Source organism: Psychromicrobium silvestre, assembly GCF_013408295.1.
Lineage (GTDB): Bacteria > Actinomycetota > Actinomycetes > Actinomycetales > Micrococcaceae > Renibacterium > Renibacterium silvestre.
Map to the genome: position 1 here is coordinate 399,721 of NZ_JACBYQ010000001.1, position 13,625 is coordinate 413,345.

15 protein-coding genes are annotated in these 13,625 nt (G+C 59.3%); 14 read left to right on the plus strand and 1 reads right to left on the minus strand.

The window, feature by feature from the left end:
* Window positions 1–59: 59 nt before the first annotated feature.
* Both FHU41_RS01915 and FHU41_RS01920 read left to right on the plus strand, forming a co-directional pair.
* Window positions 60–665, plus strand: coding sequence for a flavin reductase family protein (locus FHU41_RS01915; RefSeq protein ID WP_343046217.1), 606 nt, complete (start codon window positions 60–62; stop codon window positions 663–665).
* Entirely contained in the window at window positions 662–1,780 is a 1,119-nt protein-coding gene (locus FHU41_RS01920; protein ID WP_179387965.1) for an LLM class flavin-dependent oxidoreductase, read from the plus strand. Before FHU41_RS01915 ends, FHU41_RS01920 begins: the two co-directional genes overlap by 4 nt.
* A 67-nt stretch (window positions 1,781–1,847) precedes the next feature.
* Here FHU41_RS01920 and FHU41_RS01925 read toward each other — a convergent pair whose 3' ends face one another.
* Window positions 1,848–3,728: an FAD/NAD(P)-binding protein gene (locus tag FHU41_RS01925; protein ID WP_246279408.1), complete on the minus strand. Its 1,881-nt coding sequence runs from the start codon at window positions 3,726–3,728 to the stop codon at window positions 1,848–1,850.
* Between the two features lie 287 nt (window positions 3,729–4,015).
* Here FHU41_RS01925 and FHU41_RS01930 point away from each other — a divergent pair, with 287 nt between their 5' ends.
* From FHU41_RS01930 to FHU41_RS01985, 12 genes are all read left to right on the plus strand, one after another.
* Complete coding sequence (locus FHU41_RS01930) at window positions 4,016–5,143, plus strand: LLM class flavin-dependent oxidoreductase (protein ID WP_179387966.1); 1,128 nt, start codon at window positions 4,016–4,018, stop codon at window positions 5,141–5,143.
* Entirely contained in the window at window positions 5,144–5,665 is a 522-nt protein-coding gene (locus FHU41_RS01935) for a GNAT family N-acetyltransferase (RefSeq protein ID WP_179387967.1), read from the plus strand.
* A gap of 8 nt (window positions 5,666–5,673) precedes the next feature.
* Complete coding sequence (locus tag FHU41_RS01940; protein WP_218847051.1) at window positions 5,674–6,612, plus strand: amino acid ABC transporter permease; 939 nt, start codon at window positions 5,674–5,676, stop codon at window positions 6,610–6,612.
* Window positions 6,609–7,391, plus strand: coding sequence for an amino acid ABC transporter ATP-binding protein (locus tag FHU41_RS01945; RefSeq protein ID WP_179387969.1), 783 nt, complete (start codon window positions 6,609–6,611; stop codon window positions 7,389–7,391). The genes FHU41_RS01940 and FHU41_RS01945 overlap by 4 nt, the downstream gene beginning before the upstream one ends.
* Window positions 7,392–7,437: 46 nt before the next feature.
* Entirely contained in the window at window positions 7,438–8,397 is a 960-nt protein-coding gene (locus FHU41_RS01950) for an ABC transporter substrate-binding protein (RefSeq protein ID WP_179387970.1), read from the plus strand.
* 82 nt (window positions 8,398–8,479) lie between these two features.
* Window positions 8,480–9,295 (plus strand): triose-phosphate isomerase, encoded by an 816-nt coding sequence (tpiA, locus tag FHU41_RS01955; RefSeq protein WP_179387971.1) that lies wholly within the window; start codon window positions 8,480–8,482, stop codon window positions 9,293–9,295.
* Between the two features lie 60 nt (window positions 9,296–9,355).
* Window positions 9,356–9,613: a preprotein translocase subunit SecG gene (secG, locus tag FHU41_RS01960; protein WP_179387972.1), complete on the plus strand. Its 258-nt coding sequence runs from the start codon at window positions 9,356–9,358 to the stop codon at window positions 9,611–9,613.
* Window positions 9,614–9,748: 135 nt separating this feature from the next.
* Window positions 9,749–10,030: a hypothetical protein gene (locus tag FHU41_RS01965; protein WP_179387973.1), complete on the plus strand. Its 282-nt coding sequence runs from the start codon at window positions 9,749–9,751 to the stop codon at window positions 10,028–10,030.
* Window positions 10,030–11,370 (plus strand): hypothetical protein, encoded by a 1,341-nt coding sequence (locus tag FHU41_RS01970; RefSeq protein ID WP_179387974.1) that lies wholly within the window; start codon window positions 10,030–10,032, stop codon window positions 11,368–11,370. Before FHU41_RS01965 ends, FHU41_RS01970 begins: the two co-directional genes overlap by 1 nt.
* Window positions 11,371–11,459: 89 nt before the next feature.
* Complete coding sequence (locus FHU41_RS01975) at window positions 11,460–12,359, plus strand: hypothetical protein (RefSeq protein WP_179387975.1); 900 nt, start codon at window positions 11,460–11,462, stop codon at window positions 12,357–12,359.
* Window positions 12,356–12,895, plus strand: a complete 540-nt coding sequence (locus FHU41_RS01980; RefSeq protein ID WP_179387976.1) for a hypothetical protein — start codon at window positions 12,356–12,358, stop codon at window positions 12,893–12,895. Before FHU41_RS01975 ends, FHU41_RS01980 begins: the two co-directional genes overlap by 4 nt.
* 1 nt (window position 12,896) lies before the next feature.
* On the plus strand, window positions 12,897–13,619 hold the full coding sequence (locus tag FHU41_RS01985; RefSeq protein ID WP_179387977.1) for a hypothetical protein: 723 nt from the start codon (window positions 12,897–12,899) through the stop codon (window positions 13,617–13,619).
* The last annotated feature ends 6 nt before the right edge of the window (window positions 13,620–13,625 follow it).

Here is a 13,625-nt window from a genome sequence, read left to right on the forward strand (position 1 = left end):
TGCTTGGCTTCCGGGGGCGTGGTTCTCTGGCAGAAGAGAACCGTCTTTGAGGAGCGAACGTGACTTTATCCCATGACATCACGCCGCAGAGAATGCGCACCGTGCTCGGCCATTTCGCCACCGGGCTCACCGTGGTGACTGCGCACGATAGCACTGGCCCTGTTGGGTTTACCTGCCAGTCCTTCACCTCGCTGTCTCTGGAACCGCCGCTGATCTCGATCAACCCCACCAAGGGATCCAGCACCTGGCCCAAGATTCGACAACTCGGAAGTTTTGCCGTGAATATTTTGCCGGCGGGCTCTGAGCAGTTGGCTCTGGACTTCAGCCGTAAGGGAATCGACCGCTTCGACCGCGTTGATTGGGAGATCTCGGCGGCCGGGCACCCACACCTCGGTGGTGCCCTGGCCTGGGTGGACTGTGAACTTGAGGCTGAACATGAGGCGGGCGATCACAGCATCGCGATTGCCCGGGTGCATCGTCTGGAAGCGGCTGAGGCGGGTGGGCATCCGCTTTTGTTCTTCAAAGGAGGATTCCTTCCGCTCGCTGCTGAACTCGCCGCCGAAGCGGCCTCGAGCGTTCATCAGCTGCCCCGGCGGATCGGAAGAGACGAACCCGGGCGGAACGAACAGCGCGCGAGCGCCGGGCAGGACGTGCTGAGCGCATGAAGTTCCAGCTCCTGGACATCATTGCGCACCAGCCTAATCCGGTCACCGGCAGGCAAGTCAGTGCGGCCGAGCGGTTGGCCCAGACCTTATTCCTGGCCCGCCGGGCCGAGGAACGGGGTTTTGACGCCTTCGCCGTGGGTGAGCGGCACGCTGGTCCCTTCCTCTCCAGCTCACCGGTGGCGATCCTCGGTGCCATCGCGGCCAGCACTTCACGCATCCGCTTGCAGACCGGAGTCACCGTGCTTTCCCTTTTGGACGCCTTCCGGGTGGCCGAGGACTACGCCACCATCGATCAGCTCTCCCGGGGGCGGCTGGAGATCACCATTGGCAAAGGCAACGAACTCGCACATTTTCCGCTCTTCGGTCTGCAAGCTGCCGAGCAGTATGAATTACTGACCGAGAAGTACGAGCTGCTCCGGGAGCTTTGGAGCCGGGAAGAAGTCGATTGGAGCGGGCGGTATCGCCCGTCCTTACTCGGTGCGACCTCGCAGCCGCGGCCCTATGCCGGACCGATCCGCATCTGGCACGGTTCTGCCACCTCTCGTACCGCCGTCGAACTCGCTGCCCGCTGGGGTGACCCGCTCTTCAGCGCGAACGCCATTCAGCCCCTGGAGGCTTATCAGGAATTGATTGCTCACTATTTTGAGGAATACGAACTGCACGGGCATGACCCGGCAGGCGCCTATGTTGGTGCCGGTTCAGGGGCCGGGGGATTGTTCCTGGCGGATAGTGCCCGGGAAGCAAAACGGCAGTTCGGCCCGGTCTACGAAGGACTGGTAACCGCACGTAACGTGCCCGGAAACAATACGCCGTTTCGCAGTATTGATCACGCGATAGCGGAAGGGCCGGCGCTGGTCGGCACAGCCGAGCAGGTAGCAGAGAAGATCTTGCGTTTTCACGATGCCTTCAGCCATGATCTGCAATCTATTTCGCTGCCCAGCACGGTCCCGCTGGAACAGCAGCTGGACATTCTGGAAGGCTTCGCTACCGAAGTTATTCCGGCGGTCCGGGCCAAGGTCACCACCACGCTCTGGGAGGAGGGCGACCCCTATGCGGGACGCCCTGCTTTCGCCGGCGGCAAGGCCGGAGTTCCGCTTTTGCTCTCCGGCGTTTAGCGCCGTCAAGACAGCTTAGAACCATCAAGGTTCGAAAAAATCGACGCTGAAGCAGCCGAGTGCCTAACTAGGCGCTCAACCGCTGTAGTTCGTGATCCTTCTCCGACTCCGCGATCTGAGCCGTATCGTTGAGTAACCGGAGCAGGTCCCGGGCCAGAGCGTCATTTTCCCTGAAAGAGGGGGCATTGCTACCCGGCCTGACGAAGGCCCCGCCCGCAGCGGAATCGGTGAAGGCGCCGAGAGCGAATCGGCGGGCTGCCGGAATTCCGTCCCGATCAAGTATCCGGAGCTGAGAATCCACGGTAACCCGTTCGGCAAAGCCGCCCCCCGAGATCAAAGGATTGGCCGAATAAGCTGCAGTTTGCCGGGGCAGGAAAGCATCGATGAGCGCCTTCGCCCGGATCGGTTCGGGCAGAACGGCCGAGCTAGCTTGGAAGTTCCCGCTCTGCTCATCGGCGGTAATGCTCAAGCCTGCTCCTAGGAAGGTGATCAGACCGGCGTCGTGCAGGGCCAGTAGCTCCCGCAACCGCTGGGGTGGTGGCCCGCTGGCGATAAAGCTGAAGAAACCGTGCCAGCGTTCCCGTAACCCCGGTTGCAAATCGAGCCGCTGTCGAGGGATCTGGCTGAGCGTTCCGTAACAGTTCAGCAGGGCGAGGAAAAGCCCAAAGGTCTCACTGTGCCGCTCGGAGGTTCGGCGTCGCAGATCCTCTTCCAGATAGCTCCGCAGCCAGCCCTGAAGGTCCGCAGGCTGAGCATCGGTGAATGGACGATCCAAAGCGGCTAGGTCCAGGTAGTCTTGCGAGTCAACCAGAAGCGCCTGAAGCGCTTGTTTGGCGGGCAGCCCGGGCTGATCGAAGAGCTGGCGGAAGTCTGACCAGTCGCCGCGAACCCGCTCTGGATGGCCGGTAGCCAGTTCTCGGTAATAGCCATGCAGCAGTTCTTTAGCTACCAGTGGCCAAAGCTGGGTTTCGAAATCTAAAGTGGGGTACCGCTCAAGTAGCTCGGCGGTCACCGCGGCGGTGAAGTACGACGGCGTATAGGGCTCGCCCTGCAGTTCGGTACGGGTCTTTGAATGATATGGCACGCCGCGGCGGGAGCCAACGTGCAGTCGTGGTTCCTGGCCGGAAGGTAAGTAGCGCAATCCGCCCTCGGGAAGCTCCTCGAAACGGCCACCGCGGCCTTCCATCAAAAGCACCATCAAATCAATAAAGGCCAGCCCCATGCCTCGCACTAGGACGTCCTGGCCGGGCCGCACCGCGGAGAGATCTGCATCAGCGGTGTAGCACGGCGGTAAATACCAAGCTCCTTGCCGGGAGGCAAAGTCCAGTAGCTGCCGAGTGGGCTGATCGGGTAAGGCATCTGTATGCCCCAGTGCCAGCACCACGGCGTCGACCAATATCGGCTGTTGTTGGGGGCCGGAGTGGATGCGCTGGCGGCCGCCGGCTATGGCATCAAGCTGATCCACCAAGCGACGGTGGTGCTTAATCTCGGCCCAGGGCGCCAGCCGTCGCGCAGCACGGCGATAACACCATTGCAGGTATTCGGACTGCAGTCGTCTGCTCGGGAAACTGCCAGGAAGCAACGTTGCTACTTCGGCTCGGAGCTCTTCGCTCTTCAGCACAACATCGGTGATCACACCGGACCGGATAGCCGTCGCCCAGTCGATCAGGCTGGGGCCAGGACTGATCGGCCCGTCGATCTGAACCGAGGAATCGGTGAACATGGTGACATCTGCGGCCGTCGAGTTGAGCTTTAGCAGCCCCGATTGTTCCCGCCGCCAGATTCGTCCCGAGCCGGGGTCGAAGGGGTCGAAGATATGCACGGTGAACCTCTCCACCGGGAACTCCTGCAGATTACTGGCCAGCCGTTCTAGCACACCGGTCATCCTGGGCCCACCGCCAATGAAGGCAATGGATAAGCCAGGCTGCGGTTTGAGTGGGCTACTCAAGGAACTCCTCCAGATCAGAATTGGATGCGATATCGCTAGCGGGGAAGTGGTCTTGCGCTGGACTGTACCGAGCTGCGTGAGCGCTGTCAGTCCAGCCGTCAAAGAGCGTAAGAGCTCGTCATCGGCCGGTCATAAAGCCGTCACGAGAGGTCACGAAAGGTCACTCGGAGACCCCTTAGGTCCGGCGAAGTCACGGTGTTTGACCGGCACCTCGGCGGAGCCATAGTTTCGAGCCACGATCAGCCGGTGATTGACCGGCCTCACCGCCAAGCAGGAGGAGCAGCGCAATGACAGTTGAATTTCTGGGAATGGGTGCGCTCAATGATGGCACCGAAACCAATGCCCGGAGCGGTCCGGTTTTCGATAAGGAATACACCGCAAAGCTAGCTCAAGTGCACGAGCAAAGCGGTTTTGACCGGGTGCTCTTTGCCTACGGTTCGGGCAGCCCGGACCCCGCCCAAGCGGCGGCTTTTGCCGCCGTGCACACCGAGTCTTTGGGGCTCTTGGTGGCACACCGGCCCAATGTCTCGGCACCGACTTTCGCGGCCAAGACCTTCGCTACTTTGGACCATATTTCCGCCGGCCGAGTGGCAGTGCATTTCATCACGGGAGGCTCCGCCGCGGATCAGGCAGCAGAAGGTGACTTTCTCAGCAAAGATGAGCGCTATCAGCGTACCCGTGAATACCTGCAGATCATTAAGAAAGCCTGGTCTGGGCAGGAGCGCTTCGACTACCAAGGCGAGCACTACCGGATTGAAGATTTCGCGCTCGACTTTCAACCCTTTCAGCAGCCCAGGCCGACCATCTCTTTCGGAGGTTCCTCTCCGGCGGCTTACCGGGTAGGTGCCGCTGAGGCCGACGTCTTTGCGCTATGGGGCGAGACCCTGGAGGGCACCGCCGAGCAGATCGAATCGATCCGAAAGGCCGCGGCCGACGCCGGGCGGGCAGAAGCTCCCAGAATTCAAATCGCTTTCCGCCCGATCCTGGCCTCCAGCCAGCAAAAGGCCTGGCAGCGTGCCGAGCAGATCGCCGTTCAGCTGGAACAGCGGATTCAAGGATCAACAGTCTTTCGGCACCGGAGATCCTTGAGTAACCCGGAAAACAGTGGCTCGCAACGTCTCTTGGAATTGGCCAGCCAGGGCGAGCGGTTTGGCGCCGCGCTCTGGACCAAAACGGCTCAGCTGACGGGTGGAGGCGGAAATTCCAACGCACTAGTTGGCACTCCAGAGATCGTTGCGGAAGCCCTGCTGGAATACCTGAAACTGGGAGTAGACATTATTTCGGTACGCGGCTATGACACCTTGCAAGACGCCAAGGACTTCGGTGAGCAAGTGATCCCGTTGGTACGTGAGGAAGCGGCGAAGCTTTCAGCACAGGGCACTGAAGCGAACCTAGCCAAAAAGGCGGTGGCCTAAATGGCGGCGACCGCTTTGGAACGAATAATTCCAGCAACTCAAGCCGAAATCGTGGTGCGTCGACTCGAACAGGACGATCCGCTGGCCCAACCACTACTCGCTGAGCTGGCGATGGAATACAGCAATCGCTACGGCCAACCCCGTCGCGAAGTCCATCGAGAGTTACTTGACTACCCGGCCACGGAGTTTGCGGCTCCTGACGGGGTGCTGCTGGTGCTCTTGGAAAACGGTAAGCCCGTAGCGGGTGGGGCATTTCGTCGTTATGACACACGGACCGCTGAATTGAAGAGAATCTGGACCCATTCCGCCTACCGCCGTCGGGGCCTGGGCCGACGAGTGCTGGAAGAGCTAGAAACCGAGGCGCTCCGTCGCGGCTATCACGGAATCTATTTGACCACGGGCCCTCGGCAGCCGGAGGCGAAGGCACTTTATTTGGCGGCAGGTTATCGGGCTGAATTCGATCTAGAGGCCGATCCCGAAAACATCGGACCGTTGCCCTTCCGAAAGGAACTACGCCCGTGACCGCCACCTTGAGCCCGCCCGTACAGGGCCTCGCTCTTGAAGCCCGGAGTGCTCCGATACGGCGGATTGTCCCCACCAAGCATCCTGTCCGCACCGTGGTGACTATCGCCGTCGTCCTTGTCCTGATACCGATCCTGCTCTCCGTGCTGGGAAATCCACGCTGGGAATGGGGCGTGGTGGCACAGTGGTTTACTGCCGAATCGGTATTGCGTGGCCTGGGCGCCACCTTGCTGCTGACCACAATCGCGGGCAGTGTAGGTTTCGTACTCGGGCTTCTGCTCGCGCTGATGCGGATTTCCGCCTCGCCGGTACTGCAGGCGGTGTCCTGGACCTATACCTGGATCTTCCGCTCGGTGCCGTTGCTGGTGCAATTGTTGCTTTGGTACAACCTGGGCTACCTCTACGAAAAGATCCAGCTGGGTGTTCCTTTCGGCCCGGTGTTCTTTGAAGTTCAAACCACCACCTTGATCAGCCAGTTCGCCGCAGCCGTGCTCGGGCTCACCCTGCACCAAGCCGCCTATTCATCGGAGATCATCCGTGGCGGCATCCTCTCGGTGGACCAAGGCCAGCTGGAAGCGGCGGCTGCGCTGGGCCTGCCGCGCCGCCGTCGAGCCCTGAGGATCGTGTTGCCCCAGGCGTTGCGAGCCATTCTGCCGAGTGCGTTCAACGAGATTGTCGGCTTAGTCAAAGGCACCTCGGTGGTCTATGTACTGGCCTATAACGAGTTGTTCTATACCGTTCAGGTGATTTACAACCGGACTCAGCAAGTCTTGCCGCTCCTGTTGGTGGCTACGCTTTGGTATGTACTGATCACTTCGGTGCTGAGCGTGGCCCAGTATTACATCGAACGCCGGTTTGCCCGCGGTGCGCTGCGCTCGCTGCCGCCCACACCCTGGCAGCGCCTACGGCGAGTTATCGGTTCCCGAAGTCTGGGGATTCAACCATGACGACGTCGGCCGGCACCGCGGTGGGCCGAGTGAGGATCGCTGGGGTACAGAAGAACTTCGGCGAAGTCACCGTGCTCAAGGGCATAGATCTGGTGATCGAACCGGGCGAGGTCACGGTGATTCTGGGGCCATCGGGCTCCGGTAAATCGACCTTGCTGCGCACCATTAACCACCTGGAAAAGTTGGATCAGGGCAGCATAGATATCGACGGCGAGCTGATCGGCTATCGGCAGCGCGGACAGACGCTGCATGAACTACCGGAGCGAGAGGTGCTTCGGCAACGTACTCGGATTGGCATGGTCTTCCAGAACTTCAACTTGTTTCCGCACCTGACCGTGCTGGAGAACATCGTGGAGGCACCGATTGCCGCCCTCAAACAAAGCAAAGCTCAAGCCACTGCCCGCGCCGTCGAGTTGCTGGAACGGGTTGGTTTGGCAGACCGGGCCGATGCCTATCCCCGCCAACTCTCCGGCGGACAACAGCAGAGGGTGGCGATTGCCCGGGCACTCGCTCTTGATCCCAAGGTCTTGCTCTTCGATGAGCCCACCTCGGCGTTGGATCCCGAGTTGGTCACCGAGGTGCTCGATGTGATCAAGGATCTGGCCCGTGGCGGACGCACGATGATCATTGTCAGCCATGAAATTGGCTTTGCCAGGGAAGTAGCGGACCGAATCGTCTTCATGGACGCTGGCCTGGTCATCGACCAGGGTAGCCCGGAACACCTTTTCGGCCCCGATGCACACCCCCGAGCTAAGGCCTTTCTAGCCAAAGTCCTCTGAACTTCTCACGCGTCCTCGCGAACCGACTCAAACCAATAAGGAAACCATGAAAAACAAAGCTGTCGCCGTGTTTGCCGTTCTGGGTCTAGCGCTTCTCGGACCCGCTCTGGCAGGCTGCGCGGATCCGGGCAGTACCGGGGGAGCGCAGGACCTGGCACCGACCGCGGTGAGCGAGGCCAGTAGCGCTGAACCGATCCGGGCCAAACCGAATCCGGAGGCTGCGGCGCTGCTTCCGGCAGCGATCAAAGAGCGAGGAACCTTGGTCGTCGGGAACTCTCCGGGTTCTGCTCCCTTGAGTTTCTATGCCTCAGATAACACCACGATCGTGGGCTCGGATCCCGCTTTCGCTCAGCTGGTGGCGGATGCCCTGGGGCTGAAGCTGGAGCTCCAAGCGACCAGTTGGGCTGATTGGCCACTCGGGGTGAGCTCAGGAAAGTATGACCTGGTGATTTCCAATGTCACGGTGACGGAGGAGCGAAAGGAAAGGTTTGACTTCTCCACCTATCGCAATGACACCTTGGGTTTCTACGCTAAATCAGACAGCAAGATCGGTGAGATCAAGGAGCCGGCGGACATCGCTGGGAAGAAGGTCATCGTGGGCTCGGGAACGAATCAGGAGAAAATCCTGCTCGCCTGGGATGCGCAGAACAAGGCGAAGGGATTAGCGCCGGTCGAGTTGCAATATTACGACGACGTCTCGGCCAGCGATCTGGCGCTACAGTCCGGTCGTGCCGACCTGACCTTCGGACCGAATGCCACTGGAGCGTATAAGGCTGCGATCAACGGCAAGACCAAGCTTTTGGGGCTGGTCCCCGGGGGCTGGCCGCTGACCGCGGAAATCGCGGCAACCAGCAAGAAAGGTGCCGGATTGGCCGATGCCGTCACCGCCGCGTTCAATGGCTTGATTAAGAGCGGTGAATATCAGAAGGTGCTTGATCGTTGGGGGCTGAGTAGCGAGGCAGTGACCTCTTCGAGGACCAATCCCCCCGGTTTGCCGAAGAGCTGAGCGGTTGAATGACGCTGTGGAGAAAATAGAGAAGCGGAGTAATGGACGGAAATCCGGCTGGCGGGCGGTCTAAGATGTATCCGTGACCACATCGACAAACGGTAAATTTGACCGCACCCCGCTGATCGCCGGCAACTGGAAGATGAACATGGACCATGTCCAGGGCATCACCCTCCTGCAGAAACTGGCTTGGACGCTCTCCGATGCGAACCATGACTACTCGCGGGTGGAGGTGGCTGTGTTCCCTCCTTTCACTGATCTGCGCGGGGTGCAGACCCTGGTGCAGGGTGATCAGCTCAAGGTTGTCTACGGGGCCCAGGATCTTTCCGATCAGGATTCCGGTGCCTATACCGGCGATATTTCGGGTGCCTTTCTCGCCAAGCTGGCCTGTCGCTACGTCTTGGTGGGTCACAGCGAGCGTCGCACCATTCATGGCGAGTCCGATGAGTTACTGAACCGTAAATTACTAGCGGCTTACCGGCACGGACTCACTCCGATACTTTGCCTCGGCGAGGGCTTAGAAGTGCGCCAGGCTGGCACCCATGTGGAACACACCCTGACTCAGCTGCGCGCCGACGTTGTTGGTTTGACTGAGGAGCAGGCGGCCGAACTAGTGATTGCCTACGAGCCTATCTGGGCAATTGGCACCGGCGAAGTTGCGGGCCCGAATGATGCTCAGGAGATGTGCGCTGCAATCCGTGCCGAGTTAGTGGAGATTTTCGGTTCATCAGTGGCGCAGAAAGCTCGGCTGCTCTACGGTGGTTCGGTCAAGGCCAATAATGTCGCGTCGATTCTGCGTGAACGCGATGTCGATGGCGTGCTGGTCGGCGGGGCGAGCTTGGACGTAGCCGAATTTGCTAATATTGTTAAGTTCGAGTCGCATTTACTGACCGATTGATTTGCTGATTCGTCTTCGATTTCTCGACCCGGTTTCGCCGGGCGCTCCGGAAGGGCAACTGTGCAAGTTCTCACCATCATCCTGCAGATCCTGCTGGGCATCACCTCGCTCTTGCTCACCTTGTTGATCCTGCTGCACAAAGGCCGGGGTGGTGGCCTCTCCGATATGTTCGGTGGCGGTATGTCTTCTTCGCTCGGTTCCTCCGGCGTCGCTGAGCGGAACCTGAACAGGTTCACCGTTATTCTGGGGTTGACCTGGGGCGTGGTGATCGTGGCGCTTGGCCTGGTGATTAAGTTCTCGGCGGTTGCTCCCTCCTGAATAATTTGTGCTTCTGCAAGGCCTCTCCGATTGAATCGGAGGGGCCTTGTTGTTTTGTTACCGATTGGATAAATCAATCTCCTATTGAAGGATTAATATGTTATCGTTGAGTAAAGCTCAACGATTGGAGTAATTGTGTCGGGGCACTTGAAGATCGGATCCGCCGATCTGGAAGCGGCATCAGCAGCATTAGCAGCCGTTGATGAGGAGCTTTCGGCGATACCGGCGGCACCGTCCGGAAGCTTTGGCGATGCCATGGTTAGCGGAGCGGTGGAAACCGGTAGCGGTGATTGGGCGAAGTCCCTGGATGGCATAGACGGTAGCCTGAGTGCCCTGGCCGTGGCTGTCCTCAATGCCAAAGATGAGTTTGCCACTGCGGACAGCGGCCTCTCCGGTCAGCTCGAGGGCTCACGTTAATGGCCAGGCCCTCTGATTGGTCTTTGCTAGGCGGCAGCGATCCCGCGCCGGGACGGGTCGAAGACGTCAATCAGTTGCTGTCCTACTGGGCAAATACTGGGGCGGCATTGGTTCAGGGGCAGTCGAGGTTGAGTACGACGTCGGTCAATGGACTCGGTCTGACAGTCACCCAGATCAGGACTGCCATGGCCCAGGTCTCGGCTGCAATCGGTAACTACACCTCACAGGCTCATGATCTTGAGTCTGGCACCCGGAGTTGGGCGGGTAGTCTGCAATCGATTCAGGAGCGCGGGGATGCGCTCTGGTGGAAGGCCCAGTATGAACAGGATGAATTAACTCGTTTGGCTGGGGTGCAGACTCAGCTCTCGGCGGTTCCTGTTGATCCGGAAGCGCCAGCAGATCACGATCATGCGCAGCAGGTGGCGCGGAATGCTCAGGCTCTTCAGGATGCGCAAAACGCTCTGGCTAAGTTCCGGTTCGAGTGCGATGCACTTCGTGAGGAATATCGAGCGGCTGCCGGGACCTTTGCGGCCGGGTACAAGGTGGTTTCTTTCGATCAGGTACTTGCCCAGGTTTCCGGTGGTGGAGATGGCGAGGGAGTGCTAGGCGATATTTTCCATCACGTATCCAAGGTTCTTGGTCTGGATACCCCTGCTGGCGCCGGAGTGGGATTGAGCAGCGCCGCGGTGAAAATCGCGGATGACATCACCACTTTGTTGCGCAAGACCGGCGATCACCGGATAGGTGGTTCGGTTTGGAGGCTGTTCAATCCGGGAGCCGGTCAGAGCGGGCCTTGGGGCCGGTTCAAGGAATGGTTCAAGAAGGTAGGTATTAAGTCTGAGCCCATTCCGGGTAGCCTGGGTGCCGCGTTGCCGGAGAATGCTTCGAAGTTAACCAAAATCGGCACCAGCCTGATCAAGGATGTCGCTCATGATGCACCGACCCTGCTCAAACTCGGAGCCGGGGCAACCAAGGTTCTGGGGCCCGTTGGTGCTGTTGTGGGAGCCGGAGTGAGCGGCTGGCAGCAATGGGAGAGTGATTCGCAGGCTCATCCAGATATGCCGCAAGAGGAAAAAATTGTGCGGACAGGGGCGGTCGCTGGTACCTCCGCTGTACTTGGTGGTTTCGGGGTGTGGGGTGGTGCAGCTGCGGGTGCGGCGATAGGTTCTATTTTTCCCGGTCCTGGAACTGTGATCGGCGGTATTGTGGGTGGCGTGATCGGGGGCCTGGTGGCCAGCGGAGTGACCGATATGGCATCTAGTGCCATTGCCGATGCTGGGAGTTCTGTAACTAACGGTGTCAAGAACATCTTTAGCGGATTATTCGGAGGAAATAAGTGAATACTGATCCCAGGTTTTGGTTTGGTGTTCCCTTTATGTTTTTTTGTTGGTTCGTTGTTTGGCTGACTTTCTCCGGTAAAGATCGCGCTATGAGTGGCAAACCTTGGCTCGTTGATCGCGGAACCGCGCTTTTCTGGTCGGGCGTTGCAATCGTCATGTTCTTGGGTAGTTATCTTTCCCAGCTCTATCTAGGCTTACCGAAAGCAGTGGCTTTTCCCTTCGGTCTCATTGGTATTCTTCTGCTCCCTGTTGCCTTTGTTGGTCTTTTGGGTATGCCGCTTCCGTTTTTGCGCGCTCCTTGGTGGCGGGAACTTCATAAGGTGCGTAAGGCTTGGGGAAAGCTCGACCCAAACCCGGAGATCGTTCCTGTGCAGGAAAGATATACGCCTCGGGACTCAAGCAACGGAGCGATATTCGGCTGGGAGGTCGGCTACCAGAGCATCGGCACCACGAGCGAAGATTTGGCTCGCGGGGCTTTTGGGCTACCCCGAATGATTAGATTCCGGACCAAGGGAGAGTTGAGTGGTGACTTCGCGCTTAGCCAAGCTCCTGTGGATGCGGAGATGCTGGTAGATGATCGCCAGGTGATCTTTGTGCAGCGCCCTCGGTCCGACTTTGCAAATTCGAGAGCCTGGACCCTGGTGCTTTCCGCGACCGGACCGGATCAGCTGAGGACTATCCAGCAGGACGGCGTCCACGCGGTCAACTTAGGAGAAGCGGTATTCACCGTGAAGGGTTTTAAACCGCTGCTAGGGTTCCGGCTGAAACGTGCGCTCCGGCCGCGCTGGTTCCGGCAGACCACCGATTCGAGAACCGGTTTGCGAAACTACCGAGAAGACTTCGTTCAACTACGCGAATACGGTCCGCTGGGCCGCCCGCCGGAAGCCCGACCCAAAGCGTTCAATCCCCTGAATCGTAAACAGGCCAAGATCGCCTGGGCTGCCGATAATCGAGCCCGCCAAGGTTCCCCAGAATCAGGGCCTCAATGAGTGTGGACGAGGAACTCCGGATCGTTGAGGACCCGGCTTCCGGCGCTGTTATCGCCATACCGGGGTGGTGGGAATCAGCCATTCGACTAACACCTGCTGTGGTGATTTCCGGGCAGGAACCCCTAGCCGCTGAGCAGCAACTGGGTCGGATGAACTTTCAGGTCACGGTCGAAGCGCCACCCGCAGACTTCAGCGGCCTACATAACTACACCCGGGAACAGATCCGTGGTTTTGCCGAGTTCAACGGCGGCGCAAGAGTCCTTGGGCTGCGAACGATTCACGGTTCGTCCAAGGGCGGTGAATGGGAAGGCCGGGTGGTGACCACGAGTTACCGCGTGCAAACTCAATTCGCCGAGGACACGGAGCTGATCGCCATTCAAACCTGGACGTTACTTGGCCCAATTGCCACCGCTGTCACCCTGACCGGACGCCTACTGCACTTCGACGGTTTATTGGCGCTACACGAAGCCGCCTTGCCCTATTTCGTTCCGGCCAGCCAGCTGGGTGCAGTAAGCCCGGAAAGTCGAGGGTATTGAGATGGCTATGACCTATTCGACCTCGATGGTGGAGCTCAGCGCGGAGACCTCGGCGCGGGTTCTCGATCTGCTCAATGATCCACAGCGAAGTAAACGCAGGGCTCTGCCGGTGGATTGGGGCCAGCAAGAGGACGCAGCGCTTCTGGAGACTTTAGGCTTGCTCACCGAATCAGGTGCCTTCACCTCGCTGGGCTGGAAGGTCGCAGGAATCGTCCGTAACCCACTCGGCCGGATCAGTCTCAACGGTCTTGGATTCTCCTCAGCCCGCAGTTTTGAACTCTTTTTGGGCTCGGAGTTAGCCGTGGTCTTCTCCAGTGCTCCGCCGGGAACCCCTCAGGAGGTGGTTGAACCAGGAAGTAGATTCTTTGCTGTGACGGGCTTGGAACGTTCGCTCATGCATCTCACCGGATGGCTAAATATTTCACCTCGCCCGGAGTATCAACTCTCCGCTACCAGGGTGCGCTGGGATGAACTTTGCCGCCGAATCGAGAGCAATGTAGCACCCTTGCCGCTCGGCGTGCCCACAGAGGCAAATCAGCCCTGGCGAGTGATCCTCTTAGAACATGACAAGGGTCCTGAGGGCGGTGAAATGATCATAGACGCAGGTAGCGCAGGCTGGTGGTCCGCCGAGCGAGACGGTGAGCAGGCCAACCTTTCGCCACAAGACTCCTTGGGTCTCTTCACCGCGCTGCATGGCCTTTGGCGCAGTTACCTGCGCCAATAACCGTAA

Bases quoted from the DNA above. Each gene is read 5' to 3' on its own strand.
- FHU41_RS01920 (WP_179387965.1), top strand. From the start codon at position 662: ATGAAGTTCCAGCTCCTGGACATCATTGCGCACCAGCCTAATCCGGTC.
- FHU41_RS01930 (WP_179387966.1), top strand. From the start codon at position 4,016: ATGACAGTTGAATTTCTGGGAATGGGTGCGCTCAATGATGGCACCGAA.
- FHU41_RS01935 (WP_179387967.1), top strand. From the start codon at position 5,144: ATGGCGGCGACCGCTTTGGAACGAATAATTCCAGCAACTCAAGCCGAA.
- FHU41_RS01945 (WP_179387969.1), top strand. From the start codon at position 6,609: ATGACGACGTCGGCCGGCACCGCGGTGGGCCGAGTGAGGATCGCTGGG.
- FHU41_RS01950 (WP_179387970.1), top strand. From the start codon at position 7,438: ATGAAAAACAAAGCTGTCGCCGTGTTTGCCGTTCTGGGTCTAGCGCTT.
- FHU41_RS01970 (WP_179387974.1), top strand. From the start codon at position 10,030: ATGGCCAGGCCCTCTGATTGGTCTTTGCTAGGCGGCAGCGATCCCGCG.
- FHU41_RS01975 (WP_179387975.1), top strand. From the start codon at position 11,460: ATGAGTGGCAAACCTTGGCTCGTTGATCGCGGAACCGCGCTTTTCTGG.
- FHU41_RS01980 (WP_179387976.1), top strand. From the start codon at position 12,356: ATGAGTGTGGACGAGGAACTCCGGATCGTTGAGGACCCGGCTTCCGGC.
- FHU41_RS01985 (WP_179387977.1), top strand. From the start codon at position 12,897: ATGGCTATGACCTATTCGACCTCGATGGTGGAGCTCAGCGCGGAGACC.